Source organism: Dorea hominis (assembly GCF_014287705.1).
GTDB lineage: Bacteria > Bacillota > Clostridia > Lachnospirales > Lachnospiraceae > Dorea_D > Dorea_D hominis.
In genome coordinates, this window is the sequence record NZ_JACOOY010000009.1 from 94,642 (window position 1) to 115,429 (window position 20,788).

Below are 20,788 nucleotides of genomic sequence, written 5' to 3' on the forward strand. Positions count from 1 at the left end.
TCTGCAAATATATCACTTTCATGCTTTATCCCATGTTTCCACAATCTGAATCACATCTCCCAGATAAGATAGAGAACCGCAGGCAATCACAACGGATTTCTGATTCTCTTCTATCTCTTTTTTTGCATTTCTATATGCAGTCTTCAATGCCTCTTCCAAATCACTATGTGCGTCTGCTTTTTCAAATGCAATTACGTTCTCACAATATTTCGCTGCGTCTTCCGCAAGCACTCCTGCCAATAATGTGCGTTCTTCATTCGGAAGATGAATCGCATATACACACTCTGCGTCCGGACACAACAATGCTGTGATCTTTTTATATTCTTTATCTTTAAAAACGCCCATGACCAGGTGGATCCTGTAATTCGGAAAATATCGTCTTATTGATATAGCGAGCTTTTTTGCTGCATCTTCATTGTGTGCGCCATCAACAATCAAAGGTGGATTCTCCCGCAGACTGGTAAATCTTCCTGGCCACTTTGTCTCTGCCACACCAATTTGCACAGCTTCTTCCGGTATTTTGTATCCTTCTTTTCGAAGCGCACAAACTATCTCCAGCGCTGTTGCCAGATTTTCTTTTTGATATTCACCTGTAAGTCCGCTATGAAGGTTTCCAAAATCCGGTGTTTCTACATCCATTCCTTTGTATGTTTCTTTTTGTATTATCAAAAGTTCCGGTTTTGCCTCCGTAAACGGGCAGCCTGTTCTTTCTGCCTTTTCTTCCAGTATCTTTTTCACTTCCGGCTTCTGTTTTGCAGACACAACTTTACATCCCGATTTAATAATCTCACATTTATCTGCTGCAATTTCTTCGATTGTATTTCCCAAAATCCCAATATGATCCATACTGATTGTTGCAAATGCCGCCAACACAGTTGTCTTTACAATATTCGTTGCATCCAGTCTTCCGCCGAGTCCGGATTCCAGCACAACCAGATCACAGCTTTTTTTCTTAAAATATAAAAAAGCCATTGCCGTCTCAACTTCAAACAGCGTCGGTATCGGTGCACCTGCTGTTTCTAATCCGGCAATCGCTTCTTTTATCTCTTCCGTCAACTCTGTAAGTTCGTTTTCGGAGATCCATTCTCCATCCACCTGAATCTTCTCACGATAGGAGAGCACTGTCGGTGAAACATATCGTCCTGTCCTGTATCCTGCTTTACTTAATATTGTTGAAGTATACGCAAGCACAGATCCTTTTCCGTTTGTTCCGGCAATATGAATGAACTTTAAATCCTCCTGTGGATTCCCCAGTTCCTCAAGCAGTCCCCGAATCGCATCCAAGCCAAGTACACTTCCGTATCTGGACATCGCATCCAGATATACCCTTGCTTCTTTATAAGTCACGTTTCTATTTCCTTTCTGAAATTGTTCTAACCTCTTCATAATAGCACTAACCTTTCATTCTCTCAAGAAAAATCACTGCCCTATAGTATCATTTTTATTAATAAGCACTTTCTCTTTTGTCTATAATTCATATAAATTTCTTTACAAATCTGTTGGAATTCGTTTTGTATACCTTGCCAACTCTTAATAAACTACAGTATAATAACACTGTTATAGGGTTATAAATGTACACACAGTACAACATAATCTGCACGTATCATAAATATAAAAATATACCCAAAACTTGAGAGGATATCATGACAAATAAAGATTTAAAAAAGCGCAGGATGTTATCTTATTTCATTCGTTCTACGCAGAACATCATCAAAGAGGATGGTATTTCCGGTGTTACACTTCGTAAGGTTGCACAGGGTGCTGGCTATAATGTTGCTACACTTTACAATTATTTCGAAGATCTGGATCAGCTGGTTTTATTCGCATGTCTGAAATACTTACAAATTTATAATCAGGCACTCAATGAACAACTGACAGATTGTAATTCAGCAAAAGAAAAATTCTATCTTTCCTGGCGAATTTTTTGTGAAATTTCTTTTGAAAATCCGGAAGCTTTTCATCAGATTTTCTTTAATAAACACAGTAATACACTACCTCAGATTTGTGAACGTTATTATGAAGTATTTCCCGAAGAGAGAACCGATGCTGCAAGTCATCTGTATCCCATTCTCTCCGGGTATGATCTTAACACACGTAACACACTGGTTTTAAAGCCTTATCTGGAAGAAGAGCACCGTCCTACAGACAACCTGCAACTGATGAATGAATTATGTGTTGCAGCTTATCATCAATTATTAAATAACTGTCTGATACAGCTTGAAACACACACTGCTTATTCCATTACGGATTATGTGGAACGTATGCTGGATTATCTGAAATTTATTGTCTTACATTCACCGGCAGACAATGTATAATTTTTTAAAAATAAACAGTGTTTATTTTTTATATTTTGATTATATTTCTATTGAAACTTCCGTTCTTTCAATGTTATACTTAAAGTAGAAAAAGTGGAAGGAAACTATGGCATATATGGAATTAAAGAAAAAAAGAATGCTAACTTATTTTATCAAATCAGCCCAGGATATTATGACAGCTGAAGGCATGCAAGGAATTACGCTTCGCAAGGTCGCTGATGGTGCCGGTTATAATAATGCAACGCTTTATAATTATTTTGATGACCTGGATCACGTAGTTCTGTATGCCTGTTTAAAATATCTGAGTCTTTATAACAACTCCGTTGCAAAAGAGCTAAAAAAGTGTCATACCGCAAAAGAACGCTTCTATGTCATGTGGCAGATTTTCTGTCAGATTTCTTTCGCACATCCTGACGCATTTCATCAGATTTTTTTTAATAAACACAGTAGTTCGCTTACTGCAATCTGTGATGAATATTATCAGTTATTCCCGGAAGAACTTCCTCCGGTAGGAGATGTGCTTTATCCGATTTTATCCGACTACCAACTCGGAAATCGCAATTTGCTACCACTTCGCGAATTGCTAGTAGAAGAGGGACGTCCACTGGATGAACTTGAAACGATCAGTGAGCTGATCATCAGTGCTTATCATCAATTATTGCATTGTTGTCTTTTGGAAGAATCAAAGGATTCTGTTAATATTCCAGAATACACAGCTAAGATGAATCATTATATTTCATATATTTTATCACGTTCCTGCTGATATATATTTTATATAACATATATTATGCCTCCTTATGGAGGCTTTTATTATTATATACCTACCGATCAGCAAGTTTAAAAACTGCCGACAGTTCTTCACTGCCGGCAGTTTTTATGGTTAATATCAGAGGGGATTTTATGTCTTTTAACTATCTTTGTCTTTTATAATCCGTTACGTTTTACTTTCTCATCGTAATCTCTGTGGAATACTTTCTCATCATTGATCTTAGCATCCATACTTCCTTTCAGATAGAAGTAATCTTTATCCGCTGTCTGTGTTACAACAATATCGCAGTCTGTCAGCCAGCCTTCTCTTCCGTTCTTCATCTTCTGTGTTATTGTATAGGAAGCTGACAGTGGATCTTTATTGCTCATAACAAGTTCACGTTTCAGATTATGCTCTACAACAGTTCCGATATCATCAAATCGGTAGATTCCTTCTCCAAATACACCACCGACACCATTGGTAATAGATGTCCATGTATCTGTGATCAGATCGTAATGTACTTCACGGTCTACATGCCCCGGTGATAACGTTGTCATCGGCGTAAGCGGTGCGCACTTCGGCTGCATGCTTGGTCCTTCAATATCTTTTCCGCTGAAGATCGGAAGTGCAAACTTCGCTGTAGACAGATCCAGTTTCAAAGTTGCAAGTTCTGGTGAAGGCCAGATCATTGGCCAGAAGGAGTTTGCAATAGCAAGACGGATTCTGTGTCCTGCCGGGAAATTATGTCCGCATACATCCAGCTCTACTTTTGCTTTGTACTTCTTGCCTGGCTCCAGATAAACAACTTTATCATGTCCTTCCAGATGAGTCAGATTCATAAGTCCATAGGAAACTCTTGTTGCTGCTCCGTCCGGATGAATATCACAAAGTTCTGCATACATAAATGCATTTGGTTTGTCACTTGTAAATTCTACTTCAAATTCCGGATATCCAACGATTTCTACTTCTTTTTCAAGAACATCAGAATCAAATACCATTGCCATACCATCATCTACACGCATGTCTGCCGGACTTTCTCCCGGAACACCTGCGCCCATCCACTCATTTGCAAGAAGTCCGTGGTTCGGTAATGTGCAAAGATCTACAATCTCTTCTTTTGTATTTGCCTCTTCCTGTAATTTTCCATATGTCATAGACAATGTTTTCATTGCAACATCTGCTGACGGCCAGCTGTCCAGGCCTACCCAGCGCCCATTGCTGACCGGATGCACGGTTTCTGGTTTCATGCTGTCTTCCAGCCATACCTGTACCTGTGGGCAGTCCATTGCATCATTATCAATCCCTTTGAGCCATTTATCCCACCATTTGGTTGCTTCACCAAGAAAATCGATAGCCGGTCCCGGTGCTCCGTCATGTGCAAATACATGTGCCCATGGTCCGATCATTGCTTTTCTTGGAACGTTAAGTCCGTTCATCAATGTCAGTACACTGTTTGTATAAGAATCTGCCCATCCATCTAAAGCGAATACTGGGACCTGAATATCCGCATAGTTTTCTCCGACAGAACCATGTCTCCAGTAATCGTCTTTTGTCTGATGTTCCAGCCAGTTCTTTGGCCAAAGTGGCATTTCTTCCAGTCTTTTAATTGATTCTTCTTTCCATGTATCCGGTTTCATCTCTTTATCAACTGCACGGCACATGTAAGCAAGCATAATATTGCCCCACCAGAAGTTATCATTTAACAGGCATCCGCCTTTATAATGAATATCCTGTACATATCTGTCATCAACGAAGCCAACACAGATAATAGCTTTCAATGGCTCTGGTCTTCTGGCTGCAACCTGTAAGGAGTTGAATCCACTCCAGGATTTACCCATCATACCTACATTACCGTCTGACCAAGGCTGTTTTGCGATCCATTCGATACTTGCTACTGCATCATCCTGCTCCTGCTTGAGATATTCATCGTAAAAGCACTCATCAGATTCGCCTGCACCACGCATATCTACACGCACTACATTGTATCCCATACCTGCGAAATATCCATACATTGGTTCATCACGGCCTCGCATACCGTCACGCTTACGGTATGGCTGCGTCTCGAAAATAGTCGGAAGCGGTTTGTCCGTCTTTGGGCGCCAAATACGACTGGATAATCTGCATCCGTCCGGCATCGGGATCCATGTGTTCTCGATTACGTCCCAGTCATATGGGAAATCCTCTTTTTTCATGACCTGTTTTGCTTTTGGTTCTACTTTCGCCATTGTTTTGTCCTCCTTTATTCTTTGGCAGCTTGCTGCTCTTTATAACGTTTTCCATATGTTTTGCCCCAGATGACCGCAAAGATAAGTCCGATCACTGCCATGGCAAGCATAAATACAAAATAAATATAATATCCGCCGATTCCTTTATAAGTATCAAGAATCTTACCGGCAATCAGGGAATCAATGACCTCCGGCAAATATCCAAGTGTACAGATCACACCGGTAGCTGTTCCCGAAAGTTCCATCGGGACACCGCCCTCTTCCAGAAAAGAGAAGGTAAGTCCGAAGCAAAAATACATTCCGATATACATGATAACAATTCCGGCAATCATTACAACACCCATTGTTGTTCCGCTTAACTGACCGGCAAACATTACCAGACCAAGACCGATCATCATCATAATGTAACCGATCGCCATAAATGTACTCTTTCCGAATTTATCTGCCAGAAAGCCAGCAAAAATTGTGGAAAATGGCCGGATATACTGTGTGGATGTCGTAATAACGGCAGCCACAACTGCTGTTGTTCCTAGAATGTTTGTAGCATATGGATTAAAGTATGTCGTAGACATATTGAATGTATAGCTTGTAAATACCATAACTACGACCATCCATACTGCAGGCATTTTCAAAATCTTGATGACATCACTCCACTCGAATTTCTTCTGTGGTTTTGCATCTTTATTTTCTTCATCTGCTGCAACCTCTGCTTCCATCTTCGCCGGATCTTTTAATATGAAAATAAATAAAATTCCTAAAATGATCGGTGTCACAGAATAGAATATAAGGCCACCGTGGATTCCCATAGCCGGCATTGATTTTGCCTGAAATACTGCAAAGATCGCTGTTGCGATCGCCAGATGTCCGGCATTGAAGGCGCCTCTGGTTCCTTCAAATATTCCATATGTACGGCTCTGCTCACTGGCATTTCCCTGCATACGAACCATTTTCACACATGCAGGCCAGAAAGTCAGAAGAGATGTCAGACCCCAGATTACATAAATCGCTAACAATACATAAAACTGTCCTGTAAGAAGATGTAAAAATCCGCAGGCTCCTGTTGCGATCAGAGAGAAAACAACCATTTTCTTGGCATTAAACTTATCTGCCATTACGCCGCCAAGGAGATAGGATAACATTCCAAGGAATCCGTAAGCACTTCCCAGCATACCAATCTGTACATTGGACAGATGATACAGTTGCATGTAACTATCATAATAATAGAAGCGATAGTAAGGAAGTCCGTAAATAATGGAACCGGCAAGTGCTAATAAGATAACGGTCAGAAAATTCTTCTTTAATGCTGACTTTTTACTCATTTTACTTTTCCTCATTTCTTTCATCAAAATTATAAATCATTTGCTTTAAGAAATACTCACACTCTACTTTTGACTACACTATACTACGTCGTCTTATTTTTGTCAATCATGATTATATTTTAATAATGATCGCATTTTCACTATTGATTATTATGCTATGTGCTGTTATAATGTCAGCAAAGAAATACTCTGCTTATTGTTTTTCAGACAATTACTACTAGCGCAAGGTTTATTAACACACAATTTATATTTTTTCTTTAAGGAGGGTAAAGAATGGGAACTACGAAAAAGATAAAATTCGGCGAACTTGTTCTAATGAATGTATCAGCGATTTATGGTATTCGCTGGATTGCGAAATCAACTGCCGACAGTTTTGGACTTGGGCTTGCCGGTATTCCATCATGGGTTATATTTATGTTTCTGTGTTTCGTACCACAGGCACTGATGTGTGCAGAGCTTGCTGCTGCGTATACATCTGACGGAAGTCTTGGTGAATGGGTAAAGATCGCATTCGGTACAAAATATGGATTTCTTATCTCCTGGCTGAACTGGACAGCCAAGCTGTTCTGGTTTGCTTCATTCCTGACATTCCTGGCGATCAATCTGTCTTATATGTTAGGAAACCCGGATCTTGCTAACAGCAAGATGTTTGTACTTATCTTATCACTCGTCGTTATATGGGTATTATCATTCTTCAGTATGAAAGGAATGTCCTTTGGTAAATTTTTTACCAACGTCGGTTCTTTGGGATCTACCATACCTACGATCCTTATGATCGGTATGGCGTTTCTGGCAGTCGTTGTATTGAAAAAAGCGCCAAGTGCTTCTACATATACCGTTGCTTCTATGACACCGAAGTTAAACGGAAACTCATTGGTTGCAATCTCCGGTATCATCTTTGCTTACACAGGAGCTGAGATTTCAGCTACATATGTAACAGAGATTGAAAATCCGAAGAAAAACTTCCCGAAGGCGATCATTACCGCCGCTACATTGATCTGTATTTTATATGTACTGGGTTCTGTTGCTATTACAAGTATTCTTCCTACTTCAGAAATCCAGGCTTCTACCGGTATCCTGGACTGTCTTACCCGTGCTTGTGATCTGCTTGGAATTCCTCATATCTTCGTACAGATTGTTGCAGCCGGAATTACCTTATCCGTCATCGGAGCTTTGATCCTTTATATTGGATTCCCAATCAAGATCCTCTTCGGTAATACTGAAAAAGGTATTTTCCCGGAGAAACTGACAAATACTAACGAACATGGTATTCCGGAGAAAGCAATTATCCTTCAGGCAGTGATCATCTCTGTTCTGCTTGCAGCAGTTGCTCTTCTTCCTGGTGTTGATACCATTTACAATGTACTTGTAACAATGACCGCATTAACTTCTCTCTTCCCATATGTACTTCTCTATCTTGCATATATCAAGATTAAGAAGCAGAAAAAAGAAGAAGAAGGATTATATGTAATGACAAAGAGTCGCTCTCTTGGTGTCGCAATCGGCTGGATTGAACTGGTTGTATGTGTTGCTTCTATCGCAGCATCTGCATTCCCGGTTATGGGCAACATGCATGACAACATCGTATATGAAATTGAGATGATCGGCGGTGGTCTTCTCGTACTGTTATCCGGATTATATCTGTGGAAACGTTCCGGATTGAAAAACAAAGTAGAACCTATCGAATAATTAATATAGAGTACCTTTCCCAACAGAAGCCCCGTGCAGATGATTGCACAGGGCTTCTGTTATTCTTTGATTATTTTAATTCATTTATCATGATTCTTATCTGCTTTCATGCACCAGTCCTGCGATTACACAGACCATCTTATCTAACTGTATTGGCTTGGAAATATGTGCATTCATTCCTGCTTCTTTACTCTTGCGGATGTCTTCTGCAAATGCATTTGCTGTCAGTGCTATGATCGGAATCGTCTTTGCCTCCTTCCGGTCAAGTGCTCGGATTGCTCTGACTGCTTCCAGTCCGTCCATTACCGGCATAAGAATATCCATCAGAATCACATCAAAAGTTCCATCCGGTGCCTGTTCATATGCTGCAACTGCTTCTGCACCGTTTACAGCTGTTGTAATCTCTGCTTCCTGTTCTTTCAACAGTGTAGTTGCAATCTCACGGTTCAGGTCATTGTCTTCCACAAGCAGGATCTTCACACCTTCTATCGATACTTCTTCTTTTCGTTTTACATATCCTTCCAGATCTTCTTTTTCTGCAATGTCAAATGGAATCGTCACTTCAAAAGTCGTTCCCTCACCCGGTCTGCTGACCACATTGATCATTCCGTGCATCATGTCAACCAGCGATTTCACAATTGCCATTCCAAGCCCTGTTCCATAATAAACACTTCTCGCATCAACCTTCTCCTGCACAAACGGTTCAAACAGGTGCTGCAAAAATTCTCTGCTCATACCGATTCCTGTGTCTGTAATCGTACAGGTATAAAAAATCTTCTTTTCCGTACATTTTTTGCTCTCTATTTTCGCAAAAATCTCTCCGTCCGGCTTGTTATATTTAATCGCATTGCTCAATATATTTACAAAAATCTGGCGTACATGCAGCGGACTTCCATAAATATACGGATGGCGGATATTCTTTCCGCAGTCTTCATAGTGGATCGTAATGCCCACCTCTTCTGCACGGATCTGTGTGATCGACAGAATCTCCTCTGCAAGCTGGCGGATATCAAATGCTTCATGAGACAATTCAACCTTATTGTTTTCCAGCTTACTCATATTCAAAATATCGTTGATGAGCGACAGGAGATGTTCTGCTGCCACCCGCACTTTTCTGCTCTGTACTTCCAGCGTTTCCAGACTTTCCTTTCTGCTTTCAAACAGATCGAGGAAACCGATAATGCCATTTAACGGTGTCCTTATATCATGAGACATTCTGGACAGGAATCTGGATTTTGCCACATTCGCTTCATTTGCCTTCTTAAGCGCTGCGCTCAGTTCTCTTGAACGCGCTTCATTTATTCGCTGTCTTTTCCGTTCTCCCATTGTAATCAAGATAAAGAAACCAAACACCGCTGCCGCTATCACTGTGAATGCCAGATATGCTGTCGCCCGGTTTGCATTTGCGGTCTGCATACAGACAGAACCTGGCACAAATAACAGAAGTTCCCAGTCACTGTATCCAATCTTTGCATAAGAGAAGTAGACCGTCTCGCCTTTCTTCTGTGACATAAATGCTGCATGTCCGTTTTTCTCTTTATTATAATTCTCTGTAATCGTCGTCCAGTCATAGCCGCCTGCTGCACTTAAGATACTGCGTTTTCCACCGTTCTTCATATTTCCCAGTGTACTTTCCCAGGAATTGATCAGCACATCCCCACTTTCTCTTTCAAACAGCATGATATCTGCCTGCTGGCCATAGATATTGCTGTGAAATGCTCTTGCAAACTCTTTCAGTTCAATAACTGCTGATATGATTCCAACACATTTTCCATCTTTAAATATAGGATTCGACAGCATGATGATCTGCGTCTTGTCGTCTTTCAATGATGTTCTGCGCTCCGATACTGTGAAACCCTTTTTAACACGATCCCTGAACGAATACTTCGGCAGCAACTTAAAGGTTTCTCCATTTGTTCGCACGCCACTCTCATCCGGAAAACAGATCTCCCAGTGCGTGTAGGCATTTTCCGCACTGGATGCGTTCATAATCTTTAAGATCTCCTGCTGGTTCTTCTGATGCTCCGGGAGCAGATCTCTTAGCAGACTGGACGCTGCCTCCAGATGCTCCTGTTCATTCTCCATCTCATTCGTGATCATCTGCCCTAACTGATCTCTTGATTCATCCAGAATGACGAAACTCTGTCTGGCTGACCGGTCCTGAACACTGGAGCTGTACCAGTATAATACAGTTCCTATAATTATCATCAAAATAATGGTCAGCTCAATATAAAAATACTTTTTATGACTTGTCCTTATCTTCATATGCGCCTTCTCCCTGCTCTCCAGCCGCAAAATAAACTGCCGGACTTACCGTTGGCCATGCCTTTAAAAATGCTATGGCAGTCTGAATATTTATCTATAGTTAGAGTCAGTATACCCTGTCAGGCGCCGGTTCGCAAGAAGGCTTTATACTTTATCATTCACCTTTTCTTCCGCGCGCATTGCCTTTAAAACAGCATCTTTGATGCACTGTGCATAAGCTTCTGCCCCTTTCGGAAGCAAATGTGTATCGTCCTGGTCAAAATATTCCGGATGATCTGCACTTGCCGTATACCAGTCGATCAGATAGGTATGCTCGTGTTCTTTGACAAACTTGCGGATTTCTTCATTATTAGAACTCTCAAAATCTTCCTTCGGAGCATGGACAGTGGTCAGGAACAGTGGTTTGTCTCCGACTTTCTGTCTTATTCGTCCAAGTGTATCGTACATTGGACCATTTGTTCCAAGTGCAAAGATCACGCCATCGCCGTCCCATTTCTTCTGTGTCTGGTATTCGTCAAATACTTTCACTCCTGTCAGGGTAGAACGTCCGATCTTCGTATCGCTGATACTGTTTGGAAGTACTTTGTAAAAATAATCTGTTACATCTACAGTAATGGAATCACCGATCAGCAGCATCTGTACATTTTTCAGTAGTTCTTCATCCGTCATTGTACTCTTGCTGGTCTTTGCTGTCTTTTTTGCTTTCTGTTCTTTTAATTTCTGATTCGTCAGCTTTGTTACTTCGGTTGCTTTCTTTTCACGCTTTGCTACCGTATCCAGTGTTGTCTTCTTCGGAACAAATGCAATACATAAGCTTAATGCAAGTCCTGTGGCTAATACTGCTGCCATCGCCTTAAGACTTCTCCGTGCCACCTGGATCTGTCTGTGACGTTCTCTTCTGTTATGCGGTCTGCTGTTGATGATTCCGATATATTCTCCGATGATCCCATGACGGACCGGTGTCTCAATAAAACGATAGGAAAGTTCTGCAAACCCCACACTTAAGACTACTTCTAAAATCACAATCCACCATGCCGCTCTCTTTCCGCCGCTCATCAGCACAATAATCGGATAGTGCCACAGATAAATACTGTAAGAGCGGTCTCCGATCCATTTCAGTATGCTGGAGCCTAATATTATATTTAAAAGGCTTCTGCTTACTGTCACTGCATATACGACAAATGCCGCCAGGACAGATACGATTGCCTGACCTCCATAATATAAGAAACTGCTGTAGGAGCTGATGAGCATCATCATTCCGATCAGGATCAATACAGAAATACTTCCGATCACTGCCCATAGTTTTCCCCGCAGCTTTACCTTTATAATATGATATTCCTTCTGGATCGCAGCCAACGCTCCGATCAGAAGAGAAAATGCTCTTGTGTCTGTTCCATAATATACGCGGCTCGGATCTCCGTCCGGGCTGTAGAGTACGCCCATCAATACTACTGAGATCATCGCAAGCACTGCTGTGACTGCCGCAAATATTTTTCCTCTGTTTCTTGCCTTCGATAACAGAATCAAAAGGATTGGATAAATCAAATAAAACTGTGTCTCAATCGCCAATGACCAGCAGTGGGTAAATGGAGAAGGCGCTCCTGCATTTTCAAAATAGGATACTTTTCTGAAAATCTGCCACCAGTTGTTATATCCAAACACCGCGGATAACAAATCATTACAACCTTTCGTAAATACAACTCGGTTCACGACTGCGCTGACGAAGATCATCACAACTGCCATGGAGAGTACTGCCGGCAGCAGTCTTCGGATTCGCCGCAGCCAGAAGTTCTTCAGATCTACGCCGCCGCTTTCTTCTATCTCATTTATCAGAATTCCTGTGATCAAGTAGCCGGATATTACAAAAAATACGGTTACTCCCAATAACCCGCTCTTCGCAAATGGCATCTTCAGATGATATGCCAGAACCATGATTACAGCAAGTGCCCTTAATCCGTCAATTTCTTTGATATACTTTCTCTTTTTCTGTATTTTCTTTTCCATTTTCTTTTCCTCATTCGTATGCTGTCTTTCGTATGTTGTCGTTTTATCTATTGATTATAACATATGCTCCTTCCTCTGCGCTTTCTTAAATAGTTAATATTTCTTTAAGTTTTCTTATTATGATACATCTATTTCTCCGAATGCTTTCAGAAACTGTTTCTTTCCATATCCCGGAAATTCCACTTCTATCGTCATATCATCTTCTGATGTGATGATGCCTTCACCGTACTTTGGATGTCTGCCTCTCCGTACAACCCGCTCTTCTGTATTTGTATGTCTTTCTTCTTGTTTTACAGACTCTGTTTCTATCTGTCTTTCTTTTTGTTTTACAGGCTCTGTTTCTGCCATATTTTCCTCCGCAGATTTTCTCCTTATCGTTTCTACTGCCTGCCGTCTTAAACTCTGTAAATTTGCTTTTCGCTCTTCGCTTCCCGGTTTTTCTTCCCAGTCAAGCAGATGCTCCGGCAGACGCTTCAGATATCTGCTCGGTGCTTCAAACACGCCGGGAATTGTCGGATTCGTGTAATAAGATAATTCCAGATTCTTTCTCGCACGGGTAAGCCCTACAAAAAACAGACGCATCTCCTCTTCTTCCTGCTCCATACCGGTGCACCGAAGGGGAATCAGTCCCTGATTCAATCCGACAATAAATACATAATCGAATTCCAGACCTTTTGATGCATGCAACGTCATAAAATGTAGTACTTCTCCTTCTTTTCCGACATTGGAAAATGTAACTGGCAATTCCGCTCTTTCAAATACCTTTTCCAAAATCTCCGCCTGCTTCTGCACACGGTAAAAAACTGCGATCTGGCTGTATGGCAGACCATCTTCGTGAAGTTTCCGGATTCGTTCTGTCAGATATTCTGCCTCTATAAACGGATCATAATGATTCTTTATCAGAATCTTATCACCTTTCACACCGCTGCCCTCAATCTTTCCTCCAAATTGCAGAAAACGGTTCGCAGCTTCCAGGATCACATCACTTGAACGATAATTGACCGGCAGGGAAAGTTCTTTTGCTTCAAACCGGTGCTTGATCATGAAGAACATATTCGGTGCAGTTCCTCTCCAGCTGTAGATCACCTGATTCGGATCTCCTACTGCGAAAAATCGGGTCTGTGCATCTTTCAGTGCTTCGATAAAATCCAGCTGCTTCTGGTCGCTATCCTGCACTTCATCTACAATAATCCACTGAAGCCCCAACTCTTTTCTGTGTTCCTCTGCACATTTCGTTCCCTCACGGATAAGATCTGCGAAAGACATCTTGTTCTCCTGACGTTTCTTTCGATCAAGAAGCGGAAATACCCGGAACAGATCATCCTTATATTTTCCTTTTGGTTTTCCCTGCAGATATGCTTCATAGTCATTCTCCAGCCTCGCCTGCAGACGGTTCTTATACTTGATCTTATATCCGTTCGCATCTACAAGGTCAAGCAGCATCTGCAGCTCTTCTTCCGGTTCTATCACTTCAAATTCACGATTCCAGTCGGTTGTCTCATTCTGATTCACTGCTCTATCTGTGTCTTCGACTGTACATTTTTCAGGAAGATACTTACAGAGAAGCTGTCTTGCTACACTGTGGAATGTGCCGAATCCCCACATAGATTTTTCAATACCCAGCCGCTCCGCGATCTCGTCTGCTGCCTTATTCGTAAATGTAAGCACCATCATTTTCTCATAAGGAACAAGTCTCTCCTCATGCAGATAGCGTACTTTTTCCGTCAATACTGTCGTCTTGCCACTCCCGACATTCGCATTCACAAGACATGCCGGGCTTTCATCTAATACGGCTTCTTTCTGGTAACTATTCAGTCTTTTTCTTTCCAAGCTGTTCATCATATTTCCTTTGCAGGCGGGCTTTCTTTCGTTCCTGCTCTTTCTCTTCCTTCTCTCCCTGTCTGTTTTCAAGAATAACTTCTATCTTCATATCACCCGGACAGATTGCATAGTATCTGAGAATATTCTCCAGGCTCTTCCGATTCTCTGCTTCCTGTATCCATCCGGCATAAAATGCATTCTCCACAGTAAGAATCAGTTTGTGCTCTTCTACACCCACTGCTTTTACTGTTTTAAGGAAACGACCACCGCTTTCCCCGTTTTTCAGAACTGCCGCACAGAAACTCTGCCATTTCTCCGGCAATTCAAAAAAGGAAAATTCTTTCGTTATTGCAGGATGTGGCTCTTTTATGTTCTTACGCACATACTCCGGTGCTTCTGTCTCTTCCAGAAGATTCTCAAGTCCCCAGAGTATCATTCCTTTATCCAGCGTGTAATCGCCCACGCATGCTGGGCAGCCGTCTTCACATGGACAACCTTTCACCATCCTGATTGCATTGTACAGGATCTCCGGCACCAGTCCATAGATCTTCTCCGAATACCCAAGACCGCCTTCGTATTTATCATAAATAAAAAGAGAGACTTTTTCATGATAATAATCATCCGGTATCGTCGCATTGTTCGACACCGCAACATCTATATCATCACGCTCTGTCATCGTAATCATCATAGATGCGTTCTTTATCGCATATTTCATTCCTTCAAAATGGTCATTAAGTATATACTGCCCCTGACGGTTCGGAACCAGCAGACTCCGGTAAGCACGCACTACATTCTCCGGCAGTGTGATCCATGCACTTTCTGTGTCGTAGTCTTTCTTTAAAGGCTGAGTCAGTGTTACATAGCCAAGATTCTGGTGATTGTGAAACTGTAATTTCTGGAACATGGAAATCACTTCATTGACATTCACATCCCCAAAATGAAGTTCTGTCCTCTTATATTCCTCTTCTTCAAAGCATCGTAAAATGCGCGTCTCTTTTGTTCCTGACGGGACTGTGTAATAATTTCCATCAAAATCAACTGCCTCTGCGGTTCTTCCGACCAGATCCATCTTCACAACTTCATACAGTGTTCCCTCATGCATATAAACTGCACCTGGGTGGATCTCATGATACGCCTGCAATTCATCCATCTCCGTGATCTCATGTCCGTCTTTCTTCGCAAGAAGTTTGAATCTCGTCTTGTCCATATTGCGGAGGCTGTAGTCACCTGCCGGATATGCCGGTCCTGCCCATATGAACCGTCCGCCAAGGCTCTTCACTTCTCCTGCACTTAAAAGAACCGGAATCATCTCTCCCAGATCCGGGAACAGTGCAATATCATCCAGCGACAATGGTAGTTCTGCTGCCGCCGCACGCAGATGCGCCAGCTCAATGAGAAGATTGTCCGGATCAACGATTGCATTCTCACTCTCATTTGAGAAAAGCCATTCCGGATCAATCGCAATATACTGGTCAAAGGGGCGGTTCTCCAAAAGAAGGTAGTTGACGCAGGAGACACCACTTCTTCCGGCACGTCCGCTCTGTTGCCAGAACGAAGCTCTTGTTCCCGGATAGCCAACGATCACGGTCGTATCCAGCTTACCGATGTCAATTCCAAGTTCCAGCGCATTGGTAGATACCAGCCCAGCCAGTTCTCCATGTGTCATCTTTCGTTCAATCTCTCTTCTCTCAAGTGGCGTATAACCACTCCGGTATCCGGCAATCAACTCCTCCGGCTGTTTTCCTGCTCTTCCGAATGCGCCAAGAAATCCTGCAGCACTCATCTTATCTCTGGCTTCTTTTAAAATGACTTCCACATTCCGTCTGGAACGTCCGAATGCAATGAAGTGTCTGTCTTCTGCCACAAGATTCGGGATTAATTTTGCCGCTACTGCCGATGCCGCGATTCGTCCATATACTTTATCATTCTTTCCTTTGTTCTCCGGCGGCTGGACAATCTGATAGATTTTATCCGGTGCCGGAGCACCGTTCCGGTCGATCAGCGAAAACGGTACACCACAGATCTTCTCTGCAAGCTCTATCGGATTGGCAATCGTCGCAGAGCTACAGAGAAACTGCGGTTCTGAGCGGTAATATGTGCAGATCCGGTGAAGTCTCCGGAAAATATTCGACAAATGCGCTCCAAACGCTCCGCGGTAAGAATGTAATTCATCAATGACAATATATTTGAGATTTGCGAAAATCGTATCAAACCCGTAATTGCTGTGATTTGGCAAAAAAGCTCCATTTAACATCTCCGGGTTCGTCAGGATAATATTTGCGCTCTGTCTGATTCTCGTACGCTCTGCCGGTTTCGTATCTCCATCGTATACCCCGGCAGATATCTTCCCGTCGCCGAAAAACTCAATCGCCGGCTGCAGGGCACGATACTGGTCGCTTGCCAGCGCCTTCGTCGGGTAAACAAAAATCGCTCTCGCCAGCGGATTCTCAAGAATCTCCTGCAAAACCGGAAGCAGAAATGCCAGCGTCTTACCACTCGCCGTTGAAGTTGTGATCACGACATTCTTTCCCGCTTCCGCAGTTTTGAACATCTCCACCTGATGCGAATAAAGCTGCTGATATCCGTTCTCTTTAAGATAATCTCTCAGCTCATCCTTAAGCGATTCTGGATATGCTTCACAAACCGCCTCTTTTGCCGGTATCTTTCTTGTATGAATAATATAATCTCTGAATTCTTCTGTCATGTATTTCCAGCCCTCTGTCCTCGAACATATATTCGCATTTAAGTATAGCACAGAACTGTTGTTCTCGCCACATTAAAATGCCACCTAATAATAATCATAAAATATTTCCTAATTTCTTCAATTCGTTCGAGAAAATCTCTGTGTCTTCCGTCTCTTCTTATGAAATGATCCATTCGCCTGATTCATTTCCCATGCGTGTTCCTTTCTTTGTGGTTTTAATATCCTACTATTTCTTATGATTGACAATATATATTCCGGTGCAAACCAAAAGTAAAGCCACCAGACTCCCAATATTAAATGCCTGACGTACCTCTCCTAATATCAGCGCAGATAATATCACACTGCACAATGGATTCACAAACCCGAAAATCGCAACTTTTGAGACATCATTCCATGCAAGAAGCACCGACCAGAGCGTATATGCAACCGCCGAAACCATTGCAAGATAGAAAATAATTGCTACACCGCCAATCGTGACATTTCCGAGGTGTCCGCCCATTCCGGTGCCGATCAATGTCAGCACGATTCCGCCCATTGTAAACTGTGTTCCGCTTAATATTACCGGAGAAACTTTTCTTGAAAATATATTGATCAATACGGTAGAAATTCCATAGGAAAGCTGTGCGATCAGAATAAACCCTTCACCAGTCAGCTTAAATCCCATGTCCAGAGAATTTCCCATGATGTTGATCACAACAACTCCTGCAAATCCCAGTATGCAGCCTGCTGATTTTCGTACCGTCATACGTTCATTTCTAAATACCAGACAGGATAGCAAAATTGCAATAAAATTGCCAAGTCCGGTAATAATACCACCTTTCACACCTGATGTATTTGCAACACCTATGTAGAAGAAAAAATACTGTCCGACTGTCTGCGCCAGGCAAACCGGTATCGCGTATTTCAGGACTTCTTTATCAGGAAACATCACCTTTTTCTCTCTTATTGATGTAAATGTCAGAACCAGCAGTCCCGCCAGCGTAAACCGTATTCCGGCAAAGACAATCTGGCTTGCCGTATCTGCTGAATCCATCTGCATAAGGTGATATCCTGTTTTTATCATTGGTATTGCACTGCCCCATAAAATGCAGCAAACGCAGGCAAGAAGTGCCACGATGCCGGTTCTGGTTAATGTGCTTTGTTTTTGCGTCATTAGTTTATACTCTCTTTCCTGTTGTATGATATAAATTGTTATTTTCTATTATTCGCTATTATAAACTACTATCGCTTCCAAAGAAAACATTTTGTAAAAACATTTCCTAACAAAAAACTGATACCCCATAAATATGAAGTATCAGTTTTCTTATTCATAAGCGTTCTGAATAGTTATTATTTATAATATCTTACTCAAAAATTCTTTCAGTCTCTCATCTTTTGGATTACTGAAAAATTCCTCCGGTTCTGCCTGTTCTTTGATCTTGCCTTCATCGATGAACACAACTCGTGTTCCAACTTCTCTGGCAAATCCCATCTCATGTGTGACAACGACCATTGTCATTCCTTCTCTCGCGAGCTGCTTCATGAGATCCAGAACTTCTCCAACCATCTCCGGATCAAGTGCGGAAGTCGGTTCATCGAAAAGCATCACTTCCGGATCCATCGCCAGTGATCTTACAATGGCAATTCGCTGTTTCTGTCCACCGGATAACTGCTCCGGGTAAGCATTTGCTTTGTCAGCAAGTCCTACTCGTTCCAGTAACTCATCCGCTCTTTTATCAGCTTCTTCTTTTGTCATTTTTTTCAGTGTGACCGGAGCCAGCGTAATATTTTCACGGATCGTCTTGTGTGGAAACAGATTAAAATGCTGGAATACCATTCCCATCTTCTGTCTGTGCAGGTCGATATTGGTCTTCGGATCTGTAATCTCATCTCCGTCAAAAATGATCGAACCGCTTGTTGGCTGCTCCAGAAGATTTAAAGAACGGAGAAATGTAGATTTACCGGAGCCGGATGGTCCGATAACTACAACCACTTCACCTTTTTTAATATCTGTTGAGATACCGTTGAGTACATTATTTTTTCCAAATGATTTATGCAGGTCTTTGACCTGGATCATTGTATCCTTATTATCGCTCACTGTTTCTCAACCTCCTTTCCAGCTTATTCATAAAGAATGTCAGCAGCATAACAAGTGCCAGATAAATGACTGCTGCCGCCAGAAGAGGCATAAATGCATCGAATGTACGGCTCTGAATGATCATTGCCGCCTTTGTCAAATCCTGCTCCCCGATATAACCGATGATCGCTGTCTCTTTGATCAGCACGATCATCTCATTTACCAGCGCCGGAAGCACATTTTTAAATGCCTGCGGAACAATGATCAGACGCATTGTCTGTGCATAATTAAGTCCCAGGCTTCGTCCTGCTTCTGTCTGTCCGATTGGAATAGACATAATACCGGAACGCACAATCTCTGCAACATATGCACCGGAATTAATACCAAAGGCAATACCACCGATGATAATGGAATCCAGTGAAGAAGAGCCGAACACAACCAGATACATGATCAAGATCTGGATCATCGTCGGTGTTCCACGAATCACTGTCAGGTACACTTTACAGATTGCATTTAATATCTTTAATTTGTTTGTCTTATCATGGTAAGAACGAATGATCGCTACAATAAAACCAATGATAACACCTAAAAGCAAAGCCTCTAAGGTGACAATAATTGTCACCTTGAGACCGCTCACAAGACCGAGCCAACGGTCATCCTTTATAAAGTTCGCATAAAACTTTGCTGAAAAATCTGCCATGATTACTCCTATTTCTTAACGATCACTACCTGTGAAGCGTTAGCATATGTATCTGTGAAATCGGCATTTTCTTTTCTCTCATCTGTTACTGTCATACCTGCTGCACCGAAATCAGCTTTTCCTGCTGCAACTGCCGGGAGAATAGAATCAAATTCCATATCTTCTACTTTTAATTTGTATCCTATCTTATCGCAGATTGCCTGTGACATATCAACATCGATACCTACAATAGCATCTCCTTCGTGATATTCATATGGTTCAAACTCAGCATTTGTTGCCATTACAAGTGTTCCTTTGGAAGTATCTGTTCCTTCCGGAGTTTTGTACTGATATTTACCTGCATCATCACCAATGTAGTTACCGATGATCTTATCAACTGTTCCGTCTTTTTTCAGTTCTTCTAATGCTGTATTCATTTCTTTTAACAGTTTGGAATTACCTTTTTTCACGCAGATTGCATACTGCTCATCATCAAAGATACCGTCAATGATCTTCAGATTGTCATTCTTCTCAACAAACTTCTTAGCCGGCTGAGCATCGATAACAACACAGTCTAATTTTCCGGATTCCAGAGCCTGTACTGCTGCTGCACCCTTTGGATAACGTTTCATCTGTGTATCTTTCTTTACGATCTTAGAACTTTCCAGATCTCCGGTTGTTCCCTGCTGAACACCAATTGTAAGATCTTTCAGATCTTCTGCTTTTGTTACTTCTACTTTTTTGTCTTCGCTTTTCTTGTCACTTCCGCATGCTGCAAGTGAAAATACACAGGCAGCTACTAAAACAACACTTACTAACTTCTTGAACTTCATATTTCTTCCTCCTAAAATGACTTCAAAGTATTTGGATATTACCGTATCATTCTCGGTGCAATCATCATAATTATGACGGTTGTAAAAGCATTTCTTGCATAAAAATACTTGCCTTTTATTTGAAACATGG

Annotated in this window: 14 protein-coding genes; 3 read left to right on the forward strand and 11 right to left on the reverse strand. The window is 41.8% G+C overall.

The window, feature by feature from the left end; genetic code table 11:
- Nucleotides 1–18: 18 nt before the first annotated feature.
- A complete protein-coding gene (locus H8S07_RS08600) occupies nt 19–1,347 on the reverse strand; it encodes a bifunctional folylpolyglutamate synthase/dihydrofolate synthase (RefSeq protein ID WP_330598543.1) in 1,329 nt (442 codons plus the stop codon).
- A gap of 296 nt (nt 1,348–1,643) precedes the next feature.
- On the opposite strand from H8S07_RS08600, the gene H8S07_RS08605 reads away from it, so the two are divergent.
- Both H8S07_RS08605 and H8S07_RS08610 read left to right on the forward strand, forming a co-directional pair.
- Nucleotides 1,644–2,315, forward strand: a complete 672-nt coding sequence (locus tag H8S07_RS08605) for a TetR/AcrR family transcriptional regulator (protein WP_186855867.1) — start codon at nt 1,644–1,646, stop codon at nt 2,313–2,315.
- Nucleotides 2,316–2,421: 106 nt separating this feature from the next.
- Nucleotides 2,422–3,078: a TetR/AcrR family transcriptional regulator gene (locus H8S07_RS08610; RefSeq protein WP_186855868.1), complete on the forward strand. Its 657-nt coding sequence runs from the start codon at nt 2,422–2,424 to the stop codon at nt 3,076–3,078.
- A 161-nt stretch (nt 3,079–3,239) separates the two neighbouring features.
- On the opposite strand, the gene H8S07_RS08615 is transcribed toward H8S07_RS08610, so the two are convergent.
- Both H8S07_RS08615 and H8S07_RS08620 read right to left on the reverse strand, forming a co-directional pair.
- Complete coding sequence (locus H8S07_RS08615; RefSeq protein ID WP_207722411.1) at nt 3,240–5,288, reverse strand: CocE/NonD family hydrolase; 2,049 nt, start codon at nt 5,286–5,288, stop codon at nt 3,240–3,242.
- 14 nt (nt 5,289–5,302) lie between these two features.
- Nucleotides 5,303–6,607: an MFS transporter gene (locus H8S07_RS08620; protein WP_186855869.1), complete on the reverse strand. Its 1,305-nt coding sequence runs from the start codon at nt 6,605–6,607 to the stop codon at nt 5,303–5,305.
- A 273-nt stretch (nt 6,608–6,880) separates the two neighbouring features.
- Between H8S07_RS08620 and H8S07_RS08625 the strand changes: the two genes are divergently transcribed.
- The gene (locus H8S07_RS08625) at nt 6,881–8,296 is read left to right on the forward strand and encodes an APC family permease (RefSeq protein WP_186855870.1); all 1,416 of its coding nucleotides are present in this window, start codon (nt 6,881–6,883) and stop codon (nt 8,294–8,296) included.
- 96 nt (nt 8,297–8,392) lie between these two features.
- Here H8S07_RS08625 and H8S07_RS08630 read toward each other — a convergent pair whose 3' ends face one another.
- From H8S07_RS08630 to H8S07_RS08665, 8 genes are all read right to left on the reverse strand, one after another.
- A complete protein-coding gene (locus tag H8S07_RS08630) occupies nt 8,393–10,561 on the reverse strand; it encodes a hybrid sensor histidine kinase/response regulator (protein WP_186855871.1) in 2,169 nt (722 codons plus the stop codon).
- 144 nt (nt 10,562–10,705) lie between these two features.
- Nucleotides 10,706–12,565, reverse strand: coding sequence for an acyltransferase family protein (locus H8S07_RS08635; protein ID WP_207722412.1), 1,860 nt, complete (start codon nt 12,563–12,565; stop codon nt 10,706–10,708).
- Nucleotides 12,566–12,682: 117 nt separating this feature from the next.
- Entirely contained in the window at nt 12,683–14,395 is a 1,713-nt protein-coding gene (locus tag H8S07_RS08640) for an ATP-dependent helicase (protein WP_330598544.1), read from the reverse strand.
- On the reverse strand, nt 14,373–17,090 hold the full coding sequence (locus H8S07_RS08645) for a DEAD/DEAH box helicase (RefSeq protein WP_186855873.1): 2,718 nt from the start codon (nt 17,088–17,090) through the stop codon (nt 14,373–14,375). The genes H8S07_RS08640 and H8S07_RS08645 overlap by 23 nt, the downstream gene beginning before the upstream one ends.
- Nucleotides 17,091–17,316: 226 nt before the next feature.
- Nucleotides 17,317–18,243, reverse strand: a complete 927-nt coding sequence (locus tag H8S07_RS08650) for a DMT family transporter (protein ID WP_186855874.1) — start codon at nt 18,241–18,243, stop codon at nt 17,317–17,319.
- A 180-nt stretch (nt 18,244–18,423) separates the two neighbouring features.
- Nucleotides 18,424–19,146, reverse strand: coding sequence for an amino acid ABC transporter ATP-binding protein (locus H8S07_RS08655; protein ID WP_147323698.1), 723 nt, complete (start codon nt 19,144–19,146; stop codon nt 18,424–18,426).
- A gap of 10 nt (nt 19,147–19,156) precedes the next feature.
- Entirely contained in the window at nt 19,157–19,846 is a 690-nt protein-coding gene (locus H8S07_RS08660; protein ID WP_021860943.1) for an amino acid ABC transporter permease, read from the reverse strand.
- An 8-nt stretch (nt 19,847–19,854) separates the two neighbouring features.
- Nucleotides 19,855–20,658: a transporter substrate-binding domain-containing protein gene (locus tag H8S07_RS08665; RefSeq protein WP_118660628.1), complete on the reverse strand. Its 804-nt coding sequence runs from the start codon at nt 20,656–20,658 to the stop codon at nt 19,855–19,857.
- Between the last annotated feature and the right edge of the window lie 130 nt (nt 20,659–20,788).